This is a genomic window from Streptomyces hilarionis, from assembly GCF_024539675.1.
Classification (GTDB): Bacteria; Actinomycetota; Actinomycetes; order Streptomycetales; family Streptomycetaceae; genus Streptomyces; species Streptomyces hilarionis.
In genome coordinates, this window is the sequence record NZ_JAHHIT010000087.1 from 1 (window position 1) to 14535 (window position 14535).

A 14535-nucleotide genomic window follows, 5' to 3' on the forward strand; every position below is an offset into this window, starting at 1 on the left:
GTGCGGGGGCGGGCGGGTGCGCCGGTTCGCGGGCGGGCTGCTCGCCGAGGCCGAGCGGGAGGCCGAGCACGTCCAGGCCGGGCTGCGCCGCCTCGCGCACCCCGGCGCGGAGGGCCGGCTGCCGGTGGTGGAGGCGGCGGGTCGCCGGCTGGAGGAGCTGCTGCTGGGGGAGGCGGCCGCGCAGCTGGGCTCCGGGCCGGTCGTGGTGGTGCCCCCGGCCCGCCTGCACCGGGTGCCGTGGGCGTTGCTGCCGTCGCTGCGCGAGCGGGTGCTCAGCGTGTCGCCGTCGGCGAGCGGCTGGCTGCGCGCGCGGGACACGCAGGCCCCGCCGGGCGGCCGCCAGGTCCTGGTGCGCGGACCGGGCCTCGCGACCGGCGGCGCGGAGGTGCCGGAGGTGGCGGGGCGCTACGGCAGGCCGGTCGTGCTGGAGCAGGAGGAGGCCCGTGTCCCGCGTGTGCTGCGGGAGTTGGACGGCGCCGCGCTGGCCCACATCGCCGCGCACGGCGCGTTCCGCGCGGACAGTCCCATGTTCTCGTCGCTGCGCATGGCCGACGGCCCGCTCATCGTGCACGACTTCGAGCGGCTGGCCCGCAGCCCGTACCGGATCATCCTGTCCAGCTGCGACACGGCCCGGCTCGCCTCGGTCGGCGCGGACGAACTCCTGGGCCTGGTGACGGCGTTGCTCCCGCTGGGCACGGCGGGCGTGGTGGCCAGCAGCGCACCCGTCAACGACGCGGCGGTGGTCCCCCTGATGCTGGCCCTGCACAAGGGCGTCAGCGCGGGTCTGTCCCTGGCGGAGGCGCTGCGCGACGCGCGGGCCGCGCTTCCGGGGGACGCCGTGCACCAGGCCACGGGCTGGGCGTTCGCGGCGTTCGGGGCGGCCTGAACGGGTAGCCCGCTCAGGCCGGTTGCCCCTCCGGCAGCTCGAGCAGTCCCGGCAGGCACGCGCGGTCGTCGGCGCCGAGGCGGGTGTAGGCGCCGTGGAGGTGGTTGCCGACCGTGCGCACGGACAGCGTGAGGCGTTCGGCGATCTGCCGGTTGCTGAGCCCTTGCGCGGCGAGGGCGACGATCTGCCGCTGGCGCGCGGTGAGTTCGCCCAGGGCCAGCCCCGCCAGCGCCGGGGTGCGGGCTCCCTGGCAGCGCCGGGCGAGGGCGGCGGCGCGGGCACGGGCGGTGCGCGCGGCGCCCGGGTCCCGGTGCACCCGGGCGGCCTGGGCGTACGCCTCGGCCGCGAAGAGGAGCAGCCCGCGTTCGGCGAGCTCGGCGGCGGCCGCGTCCAGAGCGGGCCCGTCGGCCCCGGCCAGCGCACGGGCGTGCAGGGCGAGCACCCCGCCGGCCGGGAGGACCCGGACGGCCGCCTCGGGCACGCCGAGGCGCACGGCGTCGTAGACGGTGTAGGGGTCGTCCACCGCGCACCCGCGGGCGGGACGGTGGGGGCCCGGCCCGTCGGCCGCGGGGCCACCGCCGCCGCAGCTGGGGGCCGTGCCGAGGCCGGGGCGCGAGGCGACGGGGTCGGCGTCGCCCTGCGTGGACGGCGCGAGGGCCTTCACGCCGCCGTCCGCACCCGCGTGCCCGCGTCGGTCCCCCGCACCGGCCACGGGAGAGCCGCAGCCTTCGGGGAGGCCGTCCGAACGCGCCTGCCGGAGCCCGCGCCCTGCTGCCGCCGGGGCGTCGGCGGCCGCGGAGCCCTGCGGGACGGCGTCCGGGCAGGCCCGCGCGCAGTCGGCAGCGGCCGCGGGGGCGGTGCGGGCGTCGGGGAGCGGCAGGGTCTTGCGGGCGGCGTCGAGATCGCCGCGGGCCGCCGGGGCCCAGGGGGCCGTGCCGGGGTGGGCGGCGAGCGGGTCGATCAGCTCGCCGGTCTCCCCCGACTGGGCCGCCGCCAGGGCCAGTTCGATGCGGCAGGCGGTGTCGTGCGGGGCGCCGGCCAGGCCCTCGCGCGCCCAGGCCGCCGCCTCGCGCAGTTCTCCCCGCAGCCGTGAGAACCGCGCGTGGACGGCGGCGTACCACGGCGGAACCGCTTCCCCCTCCGCCAGGAGCCACTCCCCCACGGGGGTGGGCGTCGCCCGCACGTCGACCCGCTCGATGCGCCGGGCCAGCCGGGCCGCCTCGGCCGCGAGGGCGGGTGCGACGGGCGGCCGGGCGCGGGAGAGGCGCCGCGCGCGCAGCGGTCCGGCCGCGGCCCGCAGCGCGGGGCCGTGCAGGGGGTGGGCCAGGCGGACGCCGGTGCCGTCGACGACGTCGAGGAGGCCGTCCGCCTCCAGGCGTTCCAGGGCCCGCGCGTCGAAGGCGTCCGAGGGCAGCGGCAGGGGTTCGGCGAAGGCGAGACGGTCGAGGACGTCGCGTTCGTCGGGGCGGGGACGGGCGAGCACGGCGACGGCGCGTTCGCGCAGGGCGGGGGTGAGCGGGATCGGACCGCGCCACGCCCACGAACCGTCGCCGCTCTCCCGGTCCGTGTCCTGGCCGGTGTCCCGTTCCGGGTCCCGTACCGCCTGCTGTGCCGGGTTCGATGCCGGGTTCCGGCCCACGTCCCGTGCCGGGCTCCCTGCCGTCCGCCGGTCCGGGTCCCGGTTCGGCGGGCGTCGCTCGCGCACCGCCTCCAGCAGGTCCCTCAGCAGCCGCAGGTCGCCCCGGCACAGTCGGTGCAGCCGGCGGACGGTGAGGGGCTCGACGGGGTCGTCCGTCCCGTCCGTGAGGAGGCGGGCGGTCTCCTCACGGGACAGGGCGCCCAGGGCGAGGCGGGGCAGGAGTTCACCGGTCCACAGCCGGGACACGGCCGCGGGCACGGGCGCGTCGTCCGCGACGAGGACCAGCAGCCGGGTGTGCCCGTGCACGGCCAGTTGGTGGAGCAGGGCGGCGGAGGCGTCGTCCAGCAGCTGGGCGTCGTCGACCACCAGCAGCCGCACGCCGCACAGGAGGCGGACGGCGCGGTGCAGGGTGACGCCCTCGGGGAGCAGGTGGGCGAAGGCGGCGAAGGGCAGGTCGCGGACCCCGGCGAGGCCGGGCGAGCCGGCCACCCGCGCGCAGTCGGCGCCGCGCACCGCCTCCCGCGCCAGCCGGGTGCGGCCGCAGCCCGCGGGCCCCGTGACGACGAGACCGGGCCGGCCCGCCGCCAGGCAGCGGCGCACGAGCTCCAGTTCCCGCTCGCGGCCCGTGAACGGCCAAGGCGTTCGCAGGGTCCCGGCCAGGGGTTCGATGCTCGTCACGTCTATGGGAGCAGGGGTACTCACGCCTGATACAGGGTGACTTGAGTAGCCCCGGCTCTGGCCGCCCGCCCGGTTCGCACGGCAGCCTGGCACCCATGACCGCCCGGTACTGCTCGCTCGCTCAGCAGTCGGCCCCCGCGTTCGCCCCGGGGCTGGCCGCCGAGCGGCTGGGCGCGCTGCGGGGCGGGCGGCTGATGTGGGTCAACGGCACCGTGCTGCACTACTGCTTCTTCGACCGCGAGGACGACGGCTCGGTCATCGCCCTGCCGGGCAACGCGGGGACCCGGTGGGTGTCGTGGGTCGGCGGCCAGGAGCAGCGGGAGGTCGTGCGGGACTGCTTCCGCGCGTGGGCGGACCTGGGCGTCGGTGTGACGTTCGCCGAGGTCGACGACCGCTCGGAGGCGGAGCTGCGCATCGGTTTCCAGGCGGGTGACGGCTGCTGGTCGGCGGTGGGCCGCGACGCGCTGTCGGCCGGGCTCAACGAGCGCACCATGAACGTCGGCTGGGATGTGACCGCCCCCGGGGAGAGGGCGGTCGTCCTGCACGAGATCGGGCACGCCCTCGGCATGCGGCACGAGCACCAGAGCCCCTTCGCGGGCCTCCACTTCGACGACGAGGCGGTGTACGCCGAACTGTCGGGGCCGCCTCACCACTGGAGCCGGGACCGGATCCACTTCAACGTGCTGCGCAAGCTGGATCCGGCCGAGGCCAACGGCTCGGTGTGGGACGCGCAGTCGGTGATGGAGTATCCGTTCGCGGCCGGGCTGATCCTGGAACCGGAGCAGTTCCGCGCAGGTGTGCAGCCGCCCGGGACGCTGTCGCCGCTCGACAGGGAGTTCGCGCTGCGCTGGTATCCGCCGCAGTCCGTGCAGCGGCCGCCCGCGCTGGTGCCGTTCCGGTCCGCGCCGCTGTCGCTCGGGCCGGGCGGACAGGCCGATTTCACGGTCGAGCCGCTCGAGACCCGGGAGTACGCCGTCGGCGTCTTCGGCGAGTGCGACTCGGTGGTCGTCGTGTTCGAGGAGCGGGACGGCGAACCCCGGTTCCTCGCGGGGCGGGACGACGGGGGCGCTCCGTTCAACGCGACGATCAGGGCCCGGCTCGTCCGCGGCCGCCGTTACGTCGTCCGTGTGCGCCAGTACTGCGGCTGGGGATCGGGTGAGAGCGCGCTCATGTGCTGGTGAACCGGGAAGGCCGCGCACACCACAGTCCGCCGCCGGGGGAAGCGCCGGGGCCGTCGCCTTCGGGGGAGGGTGACGGCCCCGGCCACACCGGGGCCGGTCGTCAGGACGCGGCCCGTTCGGCGCCGGCGGCGTCCGGGTGGTCGAGTCCGAGGTGGTCGCGCAGCGTGGTGCCCTCGTACTCGGTGCGGTACACGCCCCGTTCCTGCAACAGCGGGACGACCTTGTCGGCGAACTCGTCGAGCCCGCCGGGGGTGAGGTGCGGGACGAGGATGAAGCCGTCGGCGGCGTCGGCCTGGACGTAGTCGTCGATGGTGCGGGCGACGGTCTGCGGCGAGCCGACGAAGTTCTGGCGGCTGCCGGTCTCGATGACCAGGTCCCGGATCGACCAGCCGTTGGCCTCGGCGAGCGCACGCCATTCGCGGGCGGTGGCCAGCGGGTCGCGGTACATGCGCACCTGGGCGCGGCCGCGCGCGATGTGGTGCTCGCCGGGGTCCGGGTCGACGTCCGGCAGCGGGCCCTCCGGGTCGTAGCCGGACAGGTCCCGGTTCCAGACGAACTCCAGGTGCTTGAGGGCGGTCGCGCCGCTGACCTGCTTGCGGCGTACCTCCCGAGCGATCAGGGCGGCCTCCTCGTCGGTGTCGCCGAGGACGAAGCTGGCGGCGGGCAGGATGAGCAACTGGTCCGCGCGGCGGCCGTACTTGGCGAGGCGGGACTTGACGTCGGTGTAGAAGGCGCGGCCCGCGTCGAGCGCCGCGTACCGGCTGAAGATGGCGTCGGCGCCGGCGGCCGCGAACTCGCGGCCCTCGTCGGAGTCGCCGGCCTGGAAGATCACCGGGCGGCCCTGGGGGCTGCGCGGCACGTTGAACCGGCCGTGGATGTCGAACTGGTCGCCTTCGTGGACGAAGGCGCCGGCCTTGGCGTCGCTCAGGAACGTGCCCGTGGCCGGGTCGGCGACGATCTCGTCGCCCCGCCAGGAGTCGAAGAGCTCGCCCGCGGTGGCGAGGAACTCCTTGGCGCGCGCATACCTGTCGTCCTGCGCGAGGAAGCCGCCGCGGCGGAAGTTCTCGCCGGTGAACGCGTCCCAGGAGGTGACGACGTTCCAGGCGGCGCGCCCGTCGGAGAGGTGGTCGAGGCTGGCGAACTGGCGGGCCACCTCGTAGGGCTCGTTGAAGGTGGAGTTGATGGTGCCGGTCAGGCCGAGGCGCTCGGTGACGGCGGCCAGTGCCGCGAGGACGGTGAAGGTGTCGGGGCGGCCGACCACGTCCAGGTCGTAGATCCTGCCGCCCTGTTCGCGCAGGCGCAGGCCCTCGGCGAGGAAGAGGAAGTCGAACTTGGCGCGTTCGGCGGTCCGCGCGAAGTGGGCGAAGGAGCTGAACTCGATGTGGCTTCCGGCCTGCGGGTCGCTCCACACGGTGGTGTTGTTGACGCCGGGGAAGTGGGCGGCGAGGTGGATCTGCTTGCGGGGCTTGCTCATGACGGGGTCTCCCTCCCGCTCAGACGTGGGCCGGGGCGGCGTAGCGGTTGGCGGGGCGGGACAGGCCGAGCAGCCCGCGCAGCGTGTCGGCCTCGTAGGCGCGGCGGAACACGCCGCGGCGCTGGAGTTCGGGGACGAGTCCGCGGGTGACGGCGGGCAGGTCGTGGCCGGCGACGGCGGGCCGCAGCCGGAATCCGGTGAGGCCGGCGGTCTGCAACTCCTGGAGCACGTCGGCCAGTTGCGCGGGGGTCCCGGTGAACACGCGGGCGTCGCTTCGGTACTCCTCGCCGGCGAGGGTGTCGAGGCGGTCGAGGCGGGCGGCCGCCGTGGCCGGGTCGTCGTCGAGGAGGACGACCAGGTCGGCGAAGACGTGGAGCGGCTCGGTCGCCCGTCCCGCCGCCTCCTGCGCGGCGCGGATCTCGGCGACGATCGCCCGGGCCTCGTCGGCGTCGTGCGGGGTGACGTAGCCGACGTCGGCGGCGCGGGCCACGAGGCGGTAGGGGACCGTGTCGTGGGCGAGTGCGGTGACCGGGGGCTGGCCCTGCGGCGGGCGCGGGGTGATGGAGGGGCCCTTGACGCGGAAACGGGGGCCCTCGAAGTCGATGTAGTGCAGTTTGTCGCGGTCGATGAACCGGCCGGTGGCCGCGTCCCGGATCTCCGCGTCGTCCTCCCAGCTGTCCCAGAGGCGGCGCACGACCTCGACGTGGTCGGCGGCCTCGTCGAACAGCTCGGTCAGCAGCTCCTGGGCGGCCGGGTCGTCGTAGGCGCGGATGCGGGGGATCGTGCGGCGGCCGAAGTGGGCGGCCTCGGTGGGGCGGGCGGTGATCTGGACGCGCAGACCGGCGCGGCCGGCGCTCACGTAGTCGAGGGTGGCGATGGCCTTGGAGATGTGGAAGGGCTCGGTGTGCGTGGCCACCACGGTCGGCACCAGGCCTATGCGGTGGGTGAGCGGCGCGACGCGGGCGGCGACGAGGACGGCGTCGAGGCGGCCGCGGACCTGGTCGGTGCGGTCGTCCGGGTCGAGGAAGTGGGAGGACTGCGGGCCCAGGCCGTCCTCGATCGTCACGAAGTCGAGCAGACCGCGTTCGGCCTCGGTGACCAGGTCGGTCCAGTAGCCGGCGGTGAACAGTTCGCGGGGGCGGGCGACGGGTTCACGCCAGGAGGCGGGGTGCCAGCCGGTGCCGTCCAGGGCGACGGCGAGGTGCAGGGGGGAGGAGGGGGTCGAGGACACGAGGGTGCCTTCCTGGAGGTCCGTGGGAGAGCGCCGGCCTTCGGACGACGGGTGGCTGGGCGCGAGGGGACGGTGCGGGCGGTCAGGAGTTGGTCACCGGCAGGCCGGGCGGGTTGACCTCGGACGTGGCGACGGCCTCGTTGGAGAGGTGGTAGGCGGCCAGCCACTTCGCGTACTGCCCGGTCCTGATCAGGTGGTTGACGGCGTCCGCGATGGGCTTGGCGAGGCCGCTGTCCTTCTTGGCGGTGGCGGCGATCAGGCCCTGGAGCGACTCGCCGGCGCCGGAGAAGGTGCCCGCGTTGCGGGTCGCGTTGGCGGTGCCGGCGGTCTTGGCGACGTTGTAGGCGATGCCGGGGTTGGGGCCGAAGAACGCGTCGACCTTGCCGCTGTTCAGGGCGAGATAGGTGCCGTTGCGGTCCGGGTAGTACTTGACGGTGAGCTTCTTGCCCTCGGACTCCAGCTTCTTCTTCCACTCGAGGAGGATCTTCTCCTGGTTGGTGCCGGAGCCGACGGTGACGGTGAGACCGGCGAGCTTCTCGTAGTCGCCGTCGAAGTTCCACGTGCTGGACTTCTTGACCTCCCAGCCGAGGTTGTCCTGGCGGTAGGAGGCGAACTCGTACTTCTTCTTGCGCTCCTCGGTGTCGGTGACGTTCGAGAAGGCGACGTCGACCTTGCCGCTGTCGATGCCGACGAAGAGGTTCTCCCAGGTGAAGTTCTTCGTCTGCGGCTTCAGGCCGAGCACCGCGGCCACCAGGCGGCCGAGGTCGGGCTCGGCGCCGGTGAGGGTCTTCTGGTCGTCGCCGAGGTAGGCCAGGGGCGCGAAGCCGGAGGGCAGGGCGCCGACGCCGATGGTCAGCCTGCCGCTCTTCCTGACGGCGGCGGGCAGTTCGGCCCTGATGGACGCGACCTCGGGGACCTTCAGGGTGCTCTCCTGGGCGGCGCCGTTGGAGACCCTGCCGATGGTCACGGTGCCGGCGGCGTCGCCGTGGGCCCCGGTGGCGGCCTCGCTGTCGCCGCCGCAGGCGGCGAGGCCGGTGGCGAGAGCGGTGACCGCGGTCGCGGCGGTGGCTGCGCGGAGCAGGCTGCGTCGGGTGAAGTGGGCAGGCATGGCCGTCCGTCCTTGGTGAGGTGAGTACGGGGGTACTGGTTCGTTGGGGGCTGCCGGGTGTCCGGACACGCGGGTGAGGGCGTGGCGCAGGGCCCGGGATGTACGGGGGTCGGGGAGGCACGGGGGCCCGGCGTCAGAGCACCTTGCTGAGGAAGTCGCGGGTCCGCTCGTGGCGGGGGCGGTCGAGGACCTGGCCCGGCGGGCCCTGTTCGACGACGCGGCCGCCGTCGATGAAGACGACCTGGTCGGCGACCTCGCGGGCGAAGCCGACCTCGTGGGTGACGATGACGAGCGTGGTGCCGCCGGTGGCCAGGTCCTTGATGACGGCGAGGACTTCGCCGACGAGTTCGGGGTCGAGCGCGGACGTGGGCTCGTCGAAGAGGATGACGCCGGGACGCAGCGCGAGAGCGCGGGCGATGGCGACCCGCTGCTGCTGTCCGCCGGACAGCTGCCTCGGGTAGGCGGCGGCCTTGTCGGACAGGCCCACCCTGCCGAGGAGTTCGCGGGCCAGTTCCAGGGCCTGGGGCTTCGAGAGCTGCCCGGTGGCGGCCGGCGCGGCGGCGACGTTGTCCAGCACGGTCAGGTGCGGGAAGAGATGGAAGTTCTGGAACACGAACCCGATCCGGCGGCGCTGGGCCAGGATGGCCCGCTCGCTCAGTTCGCGCAGCCGGCCGCCGTGGCGGCGCACACCGATCGGCTCGCCGTTGACGCTGACGTAACCGGCCTCCGGCTTCTCCAGGTGGTTCACGACCCGCAGCAGGGTCGACTTGCCGGAGCCGGACGGCCCGAGGATCACGGTGACCTCGCCGGGCCGCACGGTCAGGCTCACCCCGTCCAGCACCTGGTGGGCGCCGTACCACTTGTGCACGTCGTGCACTTCGAGCGCGGCGGGGACGACCTCGCCGCCGGCGTCGGTCACGGCGTCCCGCAGGGGGCGCGCGCTGCTCAGGGTCTCGGCGGTCATACGGCGGCCTCCCGGCGGATGCGGGCCCGCAGGTCGGTGAGTGCGGTCCGCAGCTTCTGCGACGGCGTCGGCGGCAGGGACCGGGTGGCGCCCCGGGCGTAGTGCCGCTCGACGTAGAACTGGATGACGGAGACGAGGCTGGTCAGGACGAGGTACCAGACGGTGACGACCAGAAGCAGCGGCACGATGTCGCCCGGGTAGGTGGCGCCCAGGGTCTGCGCGGTGCCGAACAGGTCGAGCAGTGACACGTAGAAGACCAGTGAGGTGGCCTTGACCAGCCCGATCAGCTGGTTGACGTAGTTGGGGACGATCGAGCGCAGGGCCTGCGGGAAGACGATCCTCCAGAACTGGTAGCGCCGGGGCAGTCCGAGCGCGGCGGCCGCCTCGTGCTGGCCCTGGTCGACGGAGAGGATGCCGCCGCGGACCACTTCGGCGGCGTAGGCCGCCTCGTTGAGGCTGAGGCCGACGACGGCGATCACCATGTCGGTGGCGAGCCGGGACTCGTCGAAGCGGACGAACGCCGGGCCGAAGGGGACGCCCAGGCTCAACGTCTGGTACAGGGCGCTGAAGTTGTAGAGGAAGAGCAGCACCACGATCAGCGGGATGGAGCGCAGCGCCCAGACGTAGGTCCAGCTGACGGCGCGCAGCACCGGGCTCTTCGAGAGCCGGGCGAGGGCGAGCACGACACCGCCGAGCAGTCCCAGCACCGCGCTGTAGGCGGCCACTTCGAGCGTGACGAGCAGTCCGTCGAGGATCACGGGCCGCAGGAACCAGTAGCCGAAGCGGTCCCACTGGTAGAAGGGGTTGGAGATCAGGCCGTGCGCGAACTGCGCCACCAGGACCAGGGCGACGGCGGTGGCGATCCAGCGGCCCGGCCGGCGCAGCGGCTGGACCCGTTGCGCCCGCGGCTCGTCCGGGGGGATGTCGGCGGCGGGCGCGGCCTCGGCGAGGGTCACGACGCCTGGGGGTTCACTCATGGAGGGCTCCGGCGGGAGTGGGCACCCCGGGTCACGGCGGGCGCGGGCGGCCCCGCGCGTCCGGGCGGCGGGGACCGCTGCGGGAGCGCGTGGGCACGGCGCACGGACGCGTGCCGATGACGGGGTGGGGCGGGCAACGGGACACCGCTCGGGCGGTGTCCGTCAGGAACGCGGGGCGGGGCGGAAGGCTGGGCTTCAGCCCCGGCGGCGGGCACGGCCCGGCGCGGTACACAGTGCGCTGTTCACCCGCAGCAGGTCGACGGCACGGTCGCCGACCAGGATGTCGAGGTACGGACGGAGGCAGCCCAGAGGGCGGCGGGGGGCCGTCCGGTGAGCTGCGTCCATGTCCTTCTCCGTCACTGTCACGGCCACGGGGGCCCTCGCGCTTACCGGCGCGTCGTCACCGACGCGTCGGTCCGGTCGTCACCTGGGGCACCCCACCGCGGAGCGAGGGTTGCCGGTCAGCAAGCCAGGGCTTGTCGCTGACGCTCATGACCGTTCTGGTCTGCAAGTAAGCCAGCCGCCCGACGGGATGTCAACGTCCTGTCCACCGACTGGACCGCTCTCAGGGCCGGTTGACCTGCGGTCGGATCGCGGCGCCGTCCGCCGCGTGGGTCGCCCAGTCCAGGATCTGGACGGCGGCGCCGGCGGCCTCCAGGCCCTGACAGCGGGCGTGGTGGCGGCGCGCGACGGCGTCCAGGTCGAGGTGCGCGCCGAAGGCCGGCAGGGCGGCCAGCCGGCGGGCGTAGGCCCACAGGGCCGGGTGGTCGGCGATGCGGCGCACGGCCTCGGCGTCGAGGTGGCACCGGTGGACGGTGTCGAGCTGGACCAGCGCCACCCACAACTCCACGTCCGCGGCCGTCACCTGATCGCTGATCAGGTATCGGTGGGCGCCCAGTCCGCTCTCCAGCACGCCGAGCGTGGCGAGGAGCGCGTCGAGGGCGGCCACGCGCTCGCCCTCCCCGGCGTCGGCCGCTCCGGCCCGCTGGGCGGCCGCCTCGACGCCCTGTGCGCACATCCGCTCGACGGCCTCGATCTGGGACTCCGCGCCGCACGGGTACAGCGCGGCCCGGCCGCCGCCGAACCTGCGGGCCAGGTCGCGGGCGATGTCGGGTCCGTGGCTGCTGACGATGCGCCCCGACCAGTCGTCGCTGAGCACCGGGGCCAGGGCCGGTCCGGTGTAGTGGTGCGCGCTGGCGTCGTACAGGGGGCGCAGCGCGGAGTGACCGCCGTCGGGGCAGTCGGGGACGGCCGGCAGGAAGGTGACCGGGCAGACCGCGTCCAGGCCGAGGAGGCTGTGGGTGACGGCGATGCGCAGACAGTCGGGGTCGGCCGCCGCCAGGTGGAGCCGGTAGCGGCGCGGCACGGCGTAGTGGCCGCTGCGGGCGTCCCGGCCGATCCGGCCGCGGAAGGCGGGCGCGGGGCGGGCGGACGGCTGGGCGGCGGTCGCCGGTGTGACGGACATGACTCTCCCCGGGGCGGGGCGCACGGTGGACGTGCGCGCGGCGGATGCGACGTCGAGGGTGCGGGACCTGGTCACGCGCGCCGGGCCCGGACGTGCCCGTGGGGCGCCGCCGGTGCGGCTGGGCGCGGGGAGGAGGCCCGCCTCAGCCCTGGGACCCGATCGCGCTGCACACGCGCTGCAGGTCGATGTGACGGCGGGAGGTGAGCAGGGGCGACGAGCACGCCGTGCGGCTCGCGCGGCCGATGACCGGCTCCAGTCGCCCCATCGCTTTCCCTACCTGTTCACTAGGATTCCCGGAACGAGTGTCGATCCGCCCCGAGCCCCCGTCAAGAGGGCGTCCACCCAGTGAATACGCGCGGGCTCGAAGGCCGGCCGAGCGGAGGGGGAGGCCCCGGCCGGGACCCGGCCGGACGCCGTGCGCGCGGCGAGGGAGGCCGGGGGCGGGCGGCGCGGGACGCCACCGGCCCGCACGAGGAGCTCGGCGGCCCGCACGGCCCGCTTCCGGCCGTGCGGGCCGACGCGTCAGGACCGCGGGCGTCGGTTCACTGGCGGGGCTTGCGGGTCGCCGCGAACGCGTCGGCGGCCGCGAGGTCGAAGTCGCCGTGGTCGCTGCCGAGACCCTGCGCCACGAGAGCGGCGGCGGCGCTGCCGAGGACCGCCGCGTCCCCCGGGGTGCGGCCGAGGGCCACGCCCCGCAGATAGCCCGCCGAGAAGGCGTCTCCGCAGCCGGTGGTGTCGACGACGTCGATCTCGAAGGCCGGCACCGGCTCCGCGCCGTCGGCGGTGACCACCAGCGCTCCGTCCCCGCCGCGGGTGACGGCGACGACGCCCGCACCCGCGCCGAGCAGCTTGCGCGCCCCCGTCAGCAGGTCGCTCTCGCCGGTGAAGCCGAGGACCTGGTCCTCGTTGGGCAGCAGGTGGTCGATGTGGGGCAGGGCCGCCTCGATCTGCTCGAAGCTGCCCAGGACACCGGGAGCGAGCAGGTCCACCGAGGTGACGACGCCGTGCTCCTTGGCGAAGGACAGGATGCGGGCGGCGACGTCGACGCCGATCAGCTCCGGTCCGCCCAGATGCAGGTGGGTGGCCTCGGCGAGGGCCTCCCAGGGGACGTCGTCCAGTCCGTAGGTGATGTTGGCGCCGAGCAGGTGCAGCGAGGGCCGGTCGCCGTTGGGCCGGATCGGCAGGACGCTCGCGGAGGTGGCGGTGTCGGTGCGGCGGACCAGGAACTCGGTGTCCACGCCCGCCCGTTCGAGAAGGAGCGCCAGCATGTCCCCGGTCGGGTCCGAGCCGACGGCTCCCGCGCTGCGCACCTGGGCGCCCAGCTTGGCGAGGGTGAGGGCGGTCCCGCCGGCGGTCCCGGCCGCGGTCATCCGGATGTCCTCGACCAGGGTCGCGCCCTGGCCCTCGGGTATCTCCTGCACGGGCCGGACCAGCACGTCCAGCACGTGCACGCCCATCGTGAAGACCTTCATCGGCTCTCCCCCTTCGTCGGCTCTGGTTCCTCTACGGGTCGTGCGGACGGCACGGGCTGGGTGGCGCCGTAGCCGCGGGCCAGGGCGGCCTCGATGACGGCGCCCTGCTGCCGTTCGTCGAGGACGCGTGGCGCTCCCATGGCGGCCGCGTTCCGGTAGACGCCGCAGGCCCATTCGAGCAGGAGCGCGTTCTCGACGGCGTCGTCGAGGGTCCTCCCGTGGGTCACCGCGCCGTGGTTGGCCATCAGGGCGGCGCTGCGGCCGTCGAGCGCGGCGAGCACCGACCCGGCCAGCTCGGGGGTGCCGAAGGTGGCGTACGGCGCGACGCGCACCGCACCACCGAGGGTCAGCAACTGGTAGTGGATGCACGGGAGTTCGTCGAGCACGCAGGAGACGGCGGTGGCCATCGGAGCGTGGGTGTGGACGACCGCGCCGACGCCGTAGCGGCGGTAGACGCCGAGGTGCAGGTCCAGTTCCGACGTCGGGCGCAGGTCTCCGGCGACGACGTTCCCGTCGAGGTCGACGACGGTCACCTGGTCCGGGGTGAGCCGGGCGAGGACCGCTCCGGTCGCGGTGATCGCGACCCGGTCGTCGACGCGTGCGCTCACGTTCCCGGCCGTGCCGATGAGGAGGCCCTCGGCCCCCAGACGCCGGCAGGCGTCCGCCACGGCGGCCCGCTCCTGACTCAGCTCCGAGCTTGAGGCGGTCATGGGCGCGAAGGTAGCGTAAACGTGAAACAAAGTCACGTTCAGGTTTGGAGGCAGTCCTTTGGTCCCGCCGACCACAGGCCCCGACGGCGGCGCACCCCTGCGCCGCACTCCCCGGCAGGCCCGCAGCAGGGCACGTCTGGCCCTGCTGCTGCGGGCCGCCGAGCGCATCCTGGTCGACGAGGGCGTGGAGGCGCTCACCACGACACGGGTCGCGGCCGAGGCGAAGGTGTCGGTCGGCTCCCTCTACCAGTACCTCCCCGACCGGGGCGCGATCATCGACGCCCTGGCCGCGGGGTACTTCGCCCGCCTCGAAGGCGTCATGGACGATCTGACCCGCGCCGCCGCCGATGAGCGCTGGGACGATCCGGTGGGCGTCCTCGTCGACACCTGCGCCGCCGTCTACCGCACCGAACACGGTTTCCGCGCCCTGTGGTTCGGCAGCGGGCTGACCGAGCGGACCCGGGCCGCGGACCGCGAGCACAAGCGACGCATGGCCGACGGCGTCCGCCGGGTCCTGCTCGCCCTGGGCGTGGCCGGGGACGACGAGCGGCTGGCGCGGGCGTGCCACGCCGCGGTCCTCGCCGCCGACGCGCTCGCGCAGGAGGCCTTCCGCCGCACCCCCGAAGGCGACGGCGAACTCCTCGACGAGGCCAAGACCATGCTGCGCGGCTACCTCACCGAGGTCGTCGCCCGGCACGACCCGCGGTAGGCGGGCGGCCGGGGGCGAAAGTCGCTCGCCGCGGCGCCGGC

The 14535-nt window shown here is 74.9% G+C and carries 14 protein-coding genes and 1 riboswitch; of the genes, 3 read left to right on the forward strand and 11 right to left on the reverse strand.

Going from position 1 to position 14535, the window contains the following annotated elements; translation table 11 throughout:
- The coding region (locus tag KMS84_RS21855; RefSeq protein ID WP_256918101.1) for a CHAT domain-containing protein at nt 1–886 on the forward strand (886 nt) is incomplete at its 5' end.
- Nucleotides 887–899: 13 nt separating this feature from the next.
- On the opposite strand, the gene KMS84_RS21860 is transcribed toward KMS84_RS21855, so the two are convergent.
- Entirely contained in the window at nt 900–3227 is a 2328-nt protein-coding gene (locus KMS84_RS21860) for a helix-turn-helix transcriptional regulator (protein ID WP_438818971.1), read from the reverse strand.
- 71 nt (nt 3228–3298) lie between these two features.
- On the opposite strand from KMS84_RS21860, the gene absR1 reads away from it, so the two are divergent.
- The gene (absR1, locus tag KMS84_RS21865; RefSeq protein ID WP_256918102.1) at nt 3299–4384 is read left to right on the forward strand and encodes a beta-glucuronidase AbsR1; all 1086 of its coding nucleotides are present in this window, start codon (nt 3299–3301) and stop codon (nt 4382–4384) included.
- Nucleotides 4385–4484: 100 nt separating this feature from the next.
- Here absR1 and KMS84_RS21870 read toward each other — a convergent pair whose 3' ends face one another.
- From KMS84_RS21870 to KMS84_RS21915, 10 genes are all read right to left on the reverse strand, one after another.
- Nucleotides 4485–5858: an NtaA/DmoA family FMN-dependent monooxygenase gene (locus tag KMS84_RS21870; RefSeq protein WP_256918103.1), complete on the reverse strand. Its 1374-nt coding sequence runs from the start codon at nt 5856–5858 to the stop codon at nt 4485–4487.
- Nucleotides 5859–5877: 19 nt separating this feature from the next.
- On the reverse strand, nt 5878–7089 hold the full coding sequence (locus KMS84_RS21875; RefSeq protein ID WP_256918104.1) for an LLM class flavin-dependent oxidoreductase: 1212 nt from the start codon (nt 7087–7089) through the stop codon (nt 5878–5880).
- An 82-nt stretch (nt 7090–7171) separates the two neighbouring features.
- On the reverse strand, nt 7172–8197 hold the full coding sequence (locus tag KMS84_RS21880; RefSeq protein WP_256918105.1) for a transporter substrate-binding domain-containing protein: 1026 nt from the start codon (nt 8195–8197) through the stop codon (nt 7172–7174).
- Nucleotides 8198–8330: 133 nt separating this feature from the next.
- Complete coding sequence (locus KMS84_RS21885; RefSeq protein WP_256918106.1) at nt 8331–9161, reverse strand: amino acid ABC transporter ATP-binding protein; 831 nt, start codon at nt 9159–9161, stop codon at nt 8331–8333.
- Nucleotides 9158–10138 (reverse strand): amino acid ABC transporter permease, encoded by a 981-nt coding sequence (locus KMS84_RS21890; protein ID WP_256918107.1) that lies wholly within the window; start codon nt 10136–10138, stop codon nt 9158–9160. The genes KMS84_RS21885 and KMS84_RS21890 overlap by 4 nt, the downstream gene beginning before the upstream one ends.
- A gap of 195 nt (nt 10139–10333) precedes the next feature.
- On the reverse strand, nt 10334–10483 hold the full coding sequence (locus tag KMS84_RS21895) for a hypothetical protein (protein ID WP_256918108.1): 150 nt from the start codon (nt 10481–10483) through the stop codon (nt 10334–10336).
- A gap of 32 nt (nt 10484–10515) precedes the next feature.
- A riboswitch (SAM riboswitch) is annotated at nt 10516–10635 on the reverse strand.
- Between the two features lie 68 nt (nt 10636–10703).
- Complete coding sequence (locus KMS84_RS21900) at nt 10704–11603, reverse strand: glutathione S-transferase C-terminal domain-containing protein (protein WP_256918109.1); 900 nt, start codon at nt 11601–11603, stop codon at nt 10704–10706.
- Between the two features lie 142 nt (nt 11604–11745).
- The gene (locus tag KMS84_RS21905; RefSeq protein WP_256918110.1) at nt 11746–11868 is read right to left on the reverse strand and encodes a putative leader peptide; all 123 of its coding nucleotides are present in this window, start codon (nt 11866–11868) and stop codon (nt 11746–11748) included.
- Between the two features lie 277 nt (nt 11869–12145).
- Nucleotides 12146–13075 carry a carbohydrate kinase family protein gene (locus KMS84_RS21910; protein ID WP_256918111.1) on the reverse strand — a complete coding sequence of 310 codons (930 nt, stop codon included), beginning with the start codon at nt 13073–13075 and terminating at the stop codon, nt 12146–12148.
- A complete protein-coding gene (locus KMS84_RS21915) occupies nt 13072–13785 on the reverse strand; it encodes a class II aldolase/adducin family protein (protein ID WP_256918112.1) in 714 nt (237 codons plus the stop codon). The genes KMS84_RS21910 and KMS84_RS21915 overlap by 4 nt, the downstream gene beginning before the upstream one ends.
- 58 nt (nt 13786–13843) lie before the next feature.
- Here KMS84_RS21915 and KMS84_RS21920 point away from each other — a divergent pair, with 58 nt between their 5' ends.
- Nucleotides 13844–14494, forward strand: a complete 651-nt coding sequence (locus KMS84_RS21920; protein ID WP_256918113.1) for a TetR family transcriptional regulator — start codon at nt 13844–13846, stop codon at nt 14492–14494.
- Nucleotides 14495–14535 lie beyond the last annotated feature (41 nt).

What these genes read in the sequence shown, in the direction of transcription:
- absR1 (WP_256918102.1), top strand. Translation starts at nt 3,299, where the DNA reads ATGACCGCCCGGTACTGCTCGCTCGCTCAGCAGTCGGCCCCCGCGTTC.
- KMS84_RS21870 (WP_256918103.1), bottom strand. Translation starts at nt 5,858, where the DNA reads ATGAGCAAGCCCCGCAAGCAGATCCACCTCGCCGCCCACTTCCCCGGC.
- KMS84_RS21880 (WP_256918105.1), bottom strand. Translation starts at nt 8,197, where the DNA reads ATGCCTGCCCACTTCACCCGACGCAGCCTGCTCCGCGCAGCCACCGCC.
- KMS84_RS21885 (WP_256918106.1), bottom strand. Translation starts at nt 9,161, where the DNA reads ATGACCGCCGAGACCCTGAGCAGCGCGCGCCCCCTGCGGGACGCCGTG.
- KMS84_RS21890 (WP_256918107.1), bottom strand. Translation starts at nt 10,138, where the DNA reads ATGAGTGAACCCCCAGGCGTCGTGACCCTCGCCGAGGCCGCGCCCGCC.
- KMS84_RS21895 (WP_256918108.1), bottom strand. Translation starts at nt 10,483, where the DNA reads ATGGACGCAGCTCACCGGACGGCCCCCCGCCGCCCTCTGGGCTGCCTC.
- KMS84_RS21900 (WP_256918109.1), bottom strand. Translation starts at nt 11,603, where the DNA reads ATGTCCGTCACACCGGCGACCGCCGCCCAGCCGTCCGCCCGCCCCGCG.
- KMS84_RS21905 (WP_256918110.1), bottom strand. Translation starts at nt 11,868, where the DNA reads ATGGGGCGACTGGAGCCGGTCATCGGCCGCGCGAGCCGCACGGCGTGC.
- KMS84_RS21910 (WP_256918111.1), bottom strand. Translation starts at nt 13,075, where the DNA reads ATGAAGGTCTTCACGATGGGCGTGCACGTGCTGGACGTGCTGGTCCGG.
- KMS84_RS21915 (WP_256918112.1), bottom strand. Translation starts at nt 13,785, where the DNA reads ATGACCGCCTCAAGCTCGGAGCTGAGTCAGGAGCGGGCCGCCGTGGCG.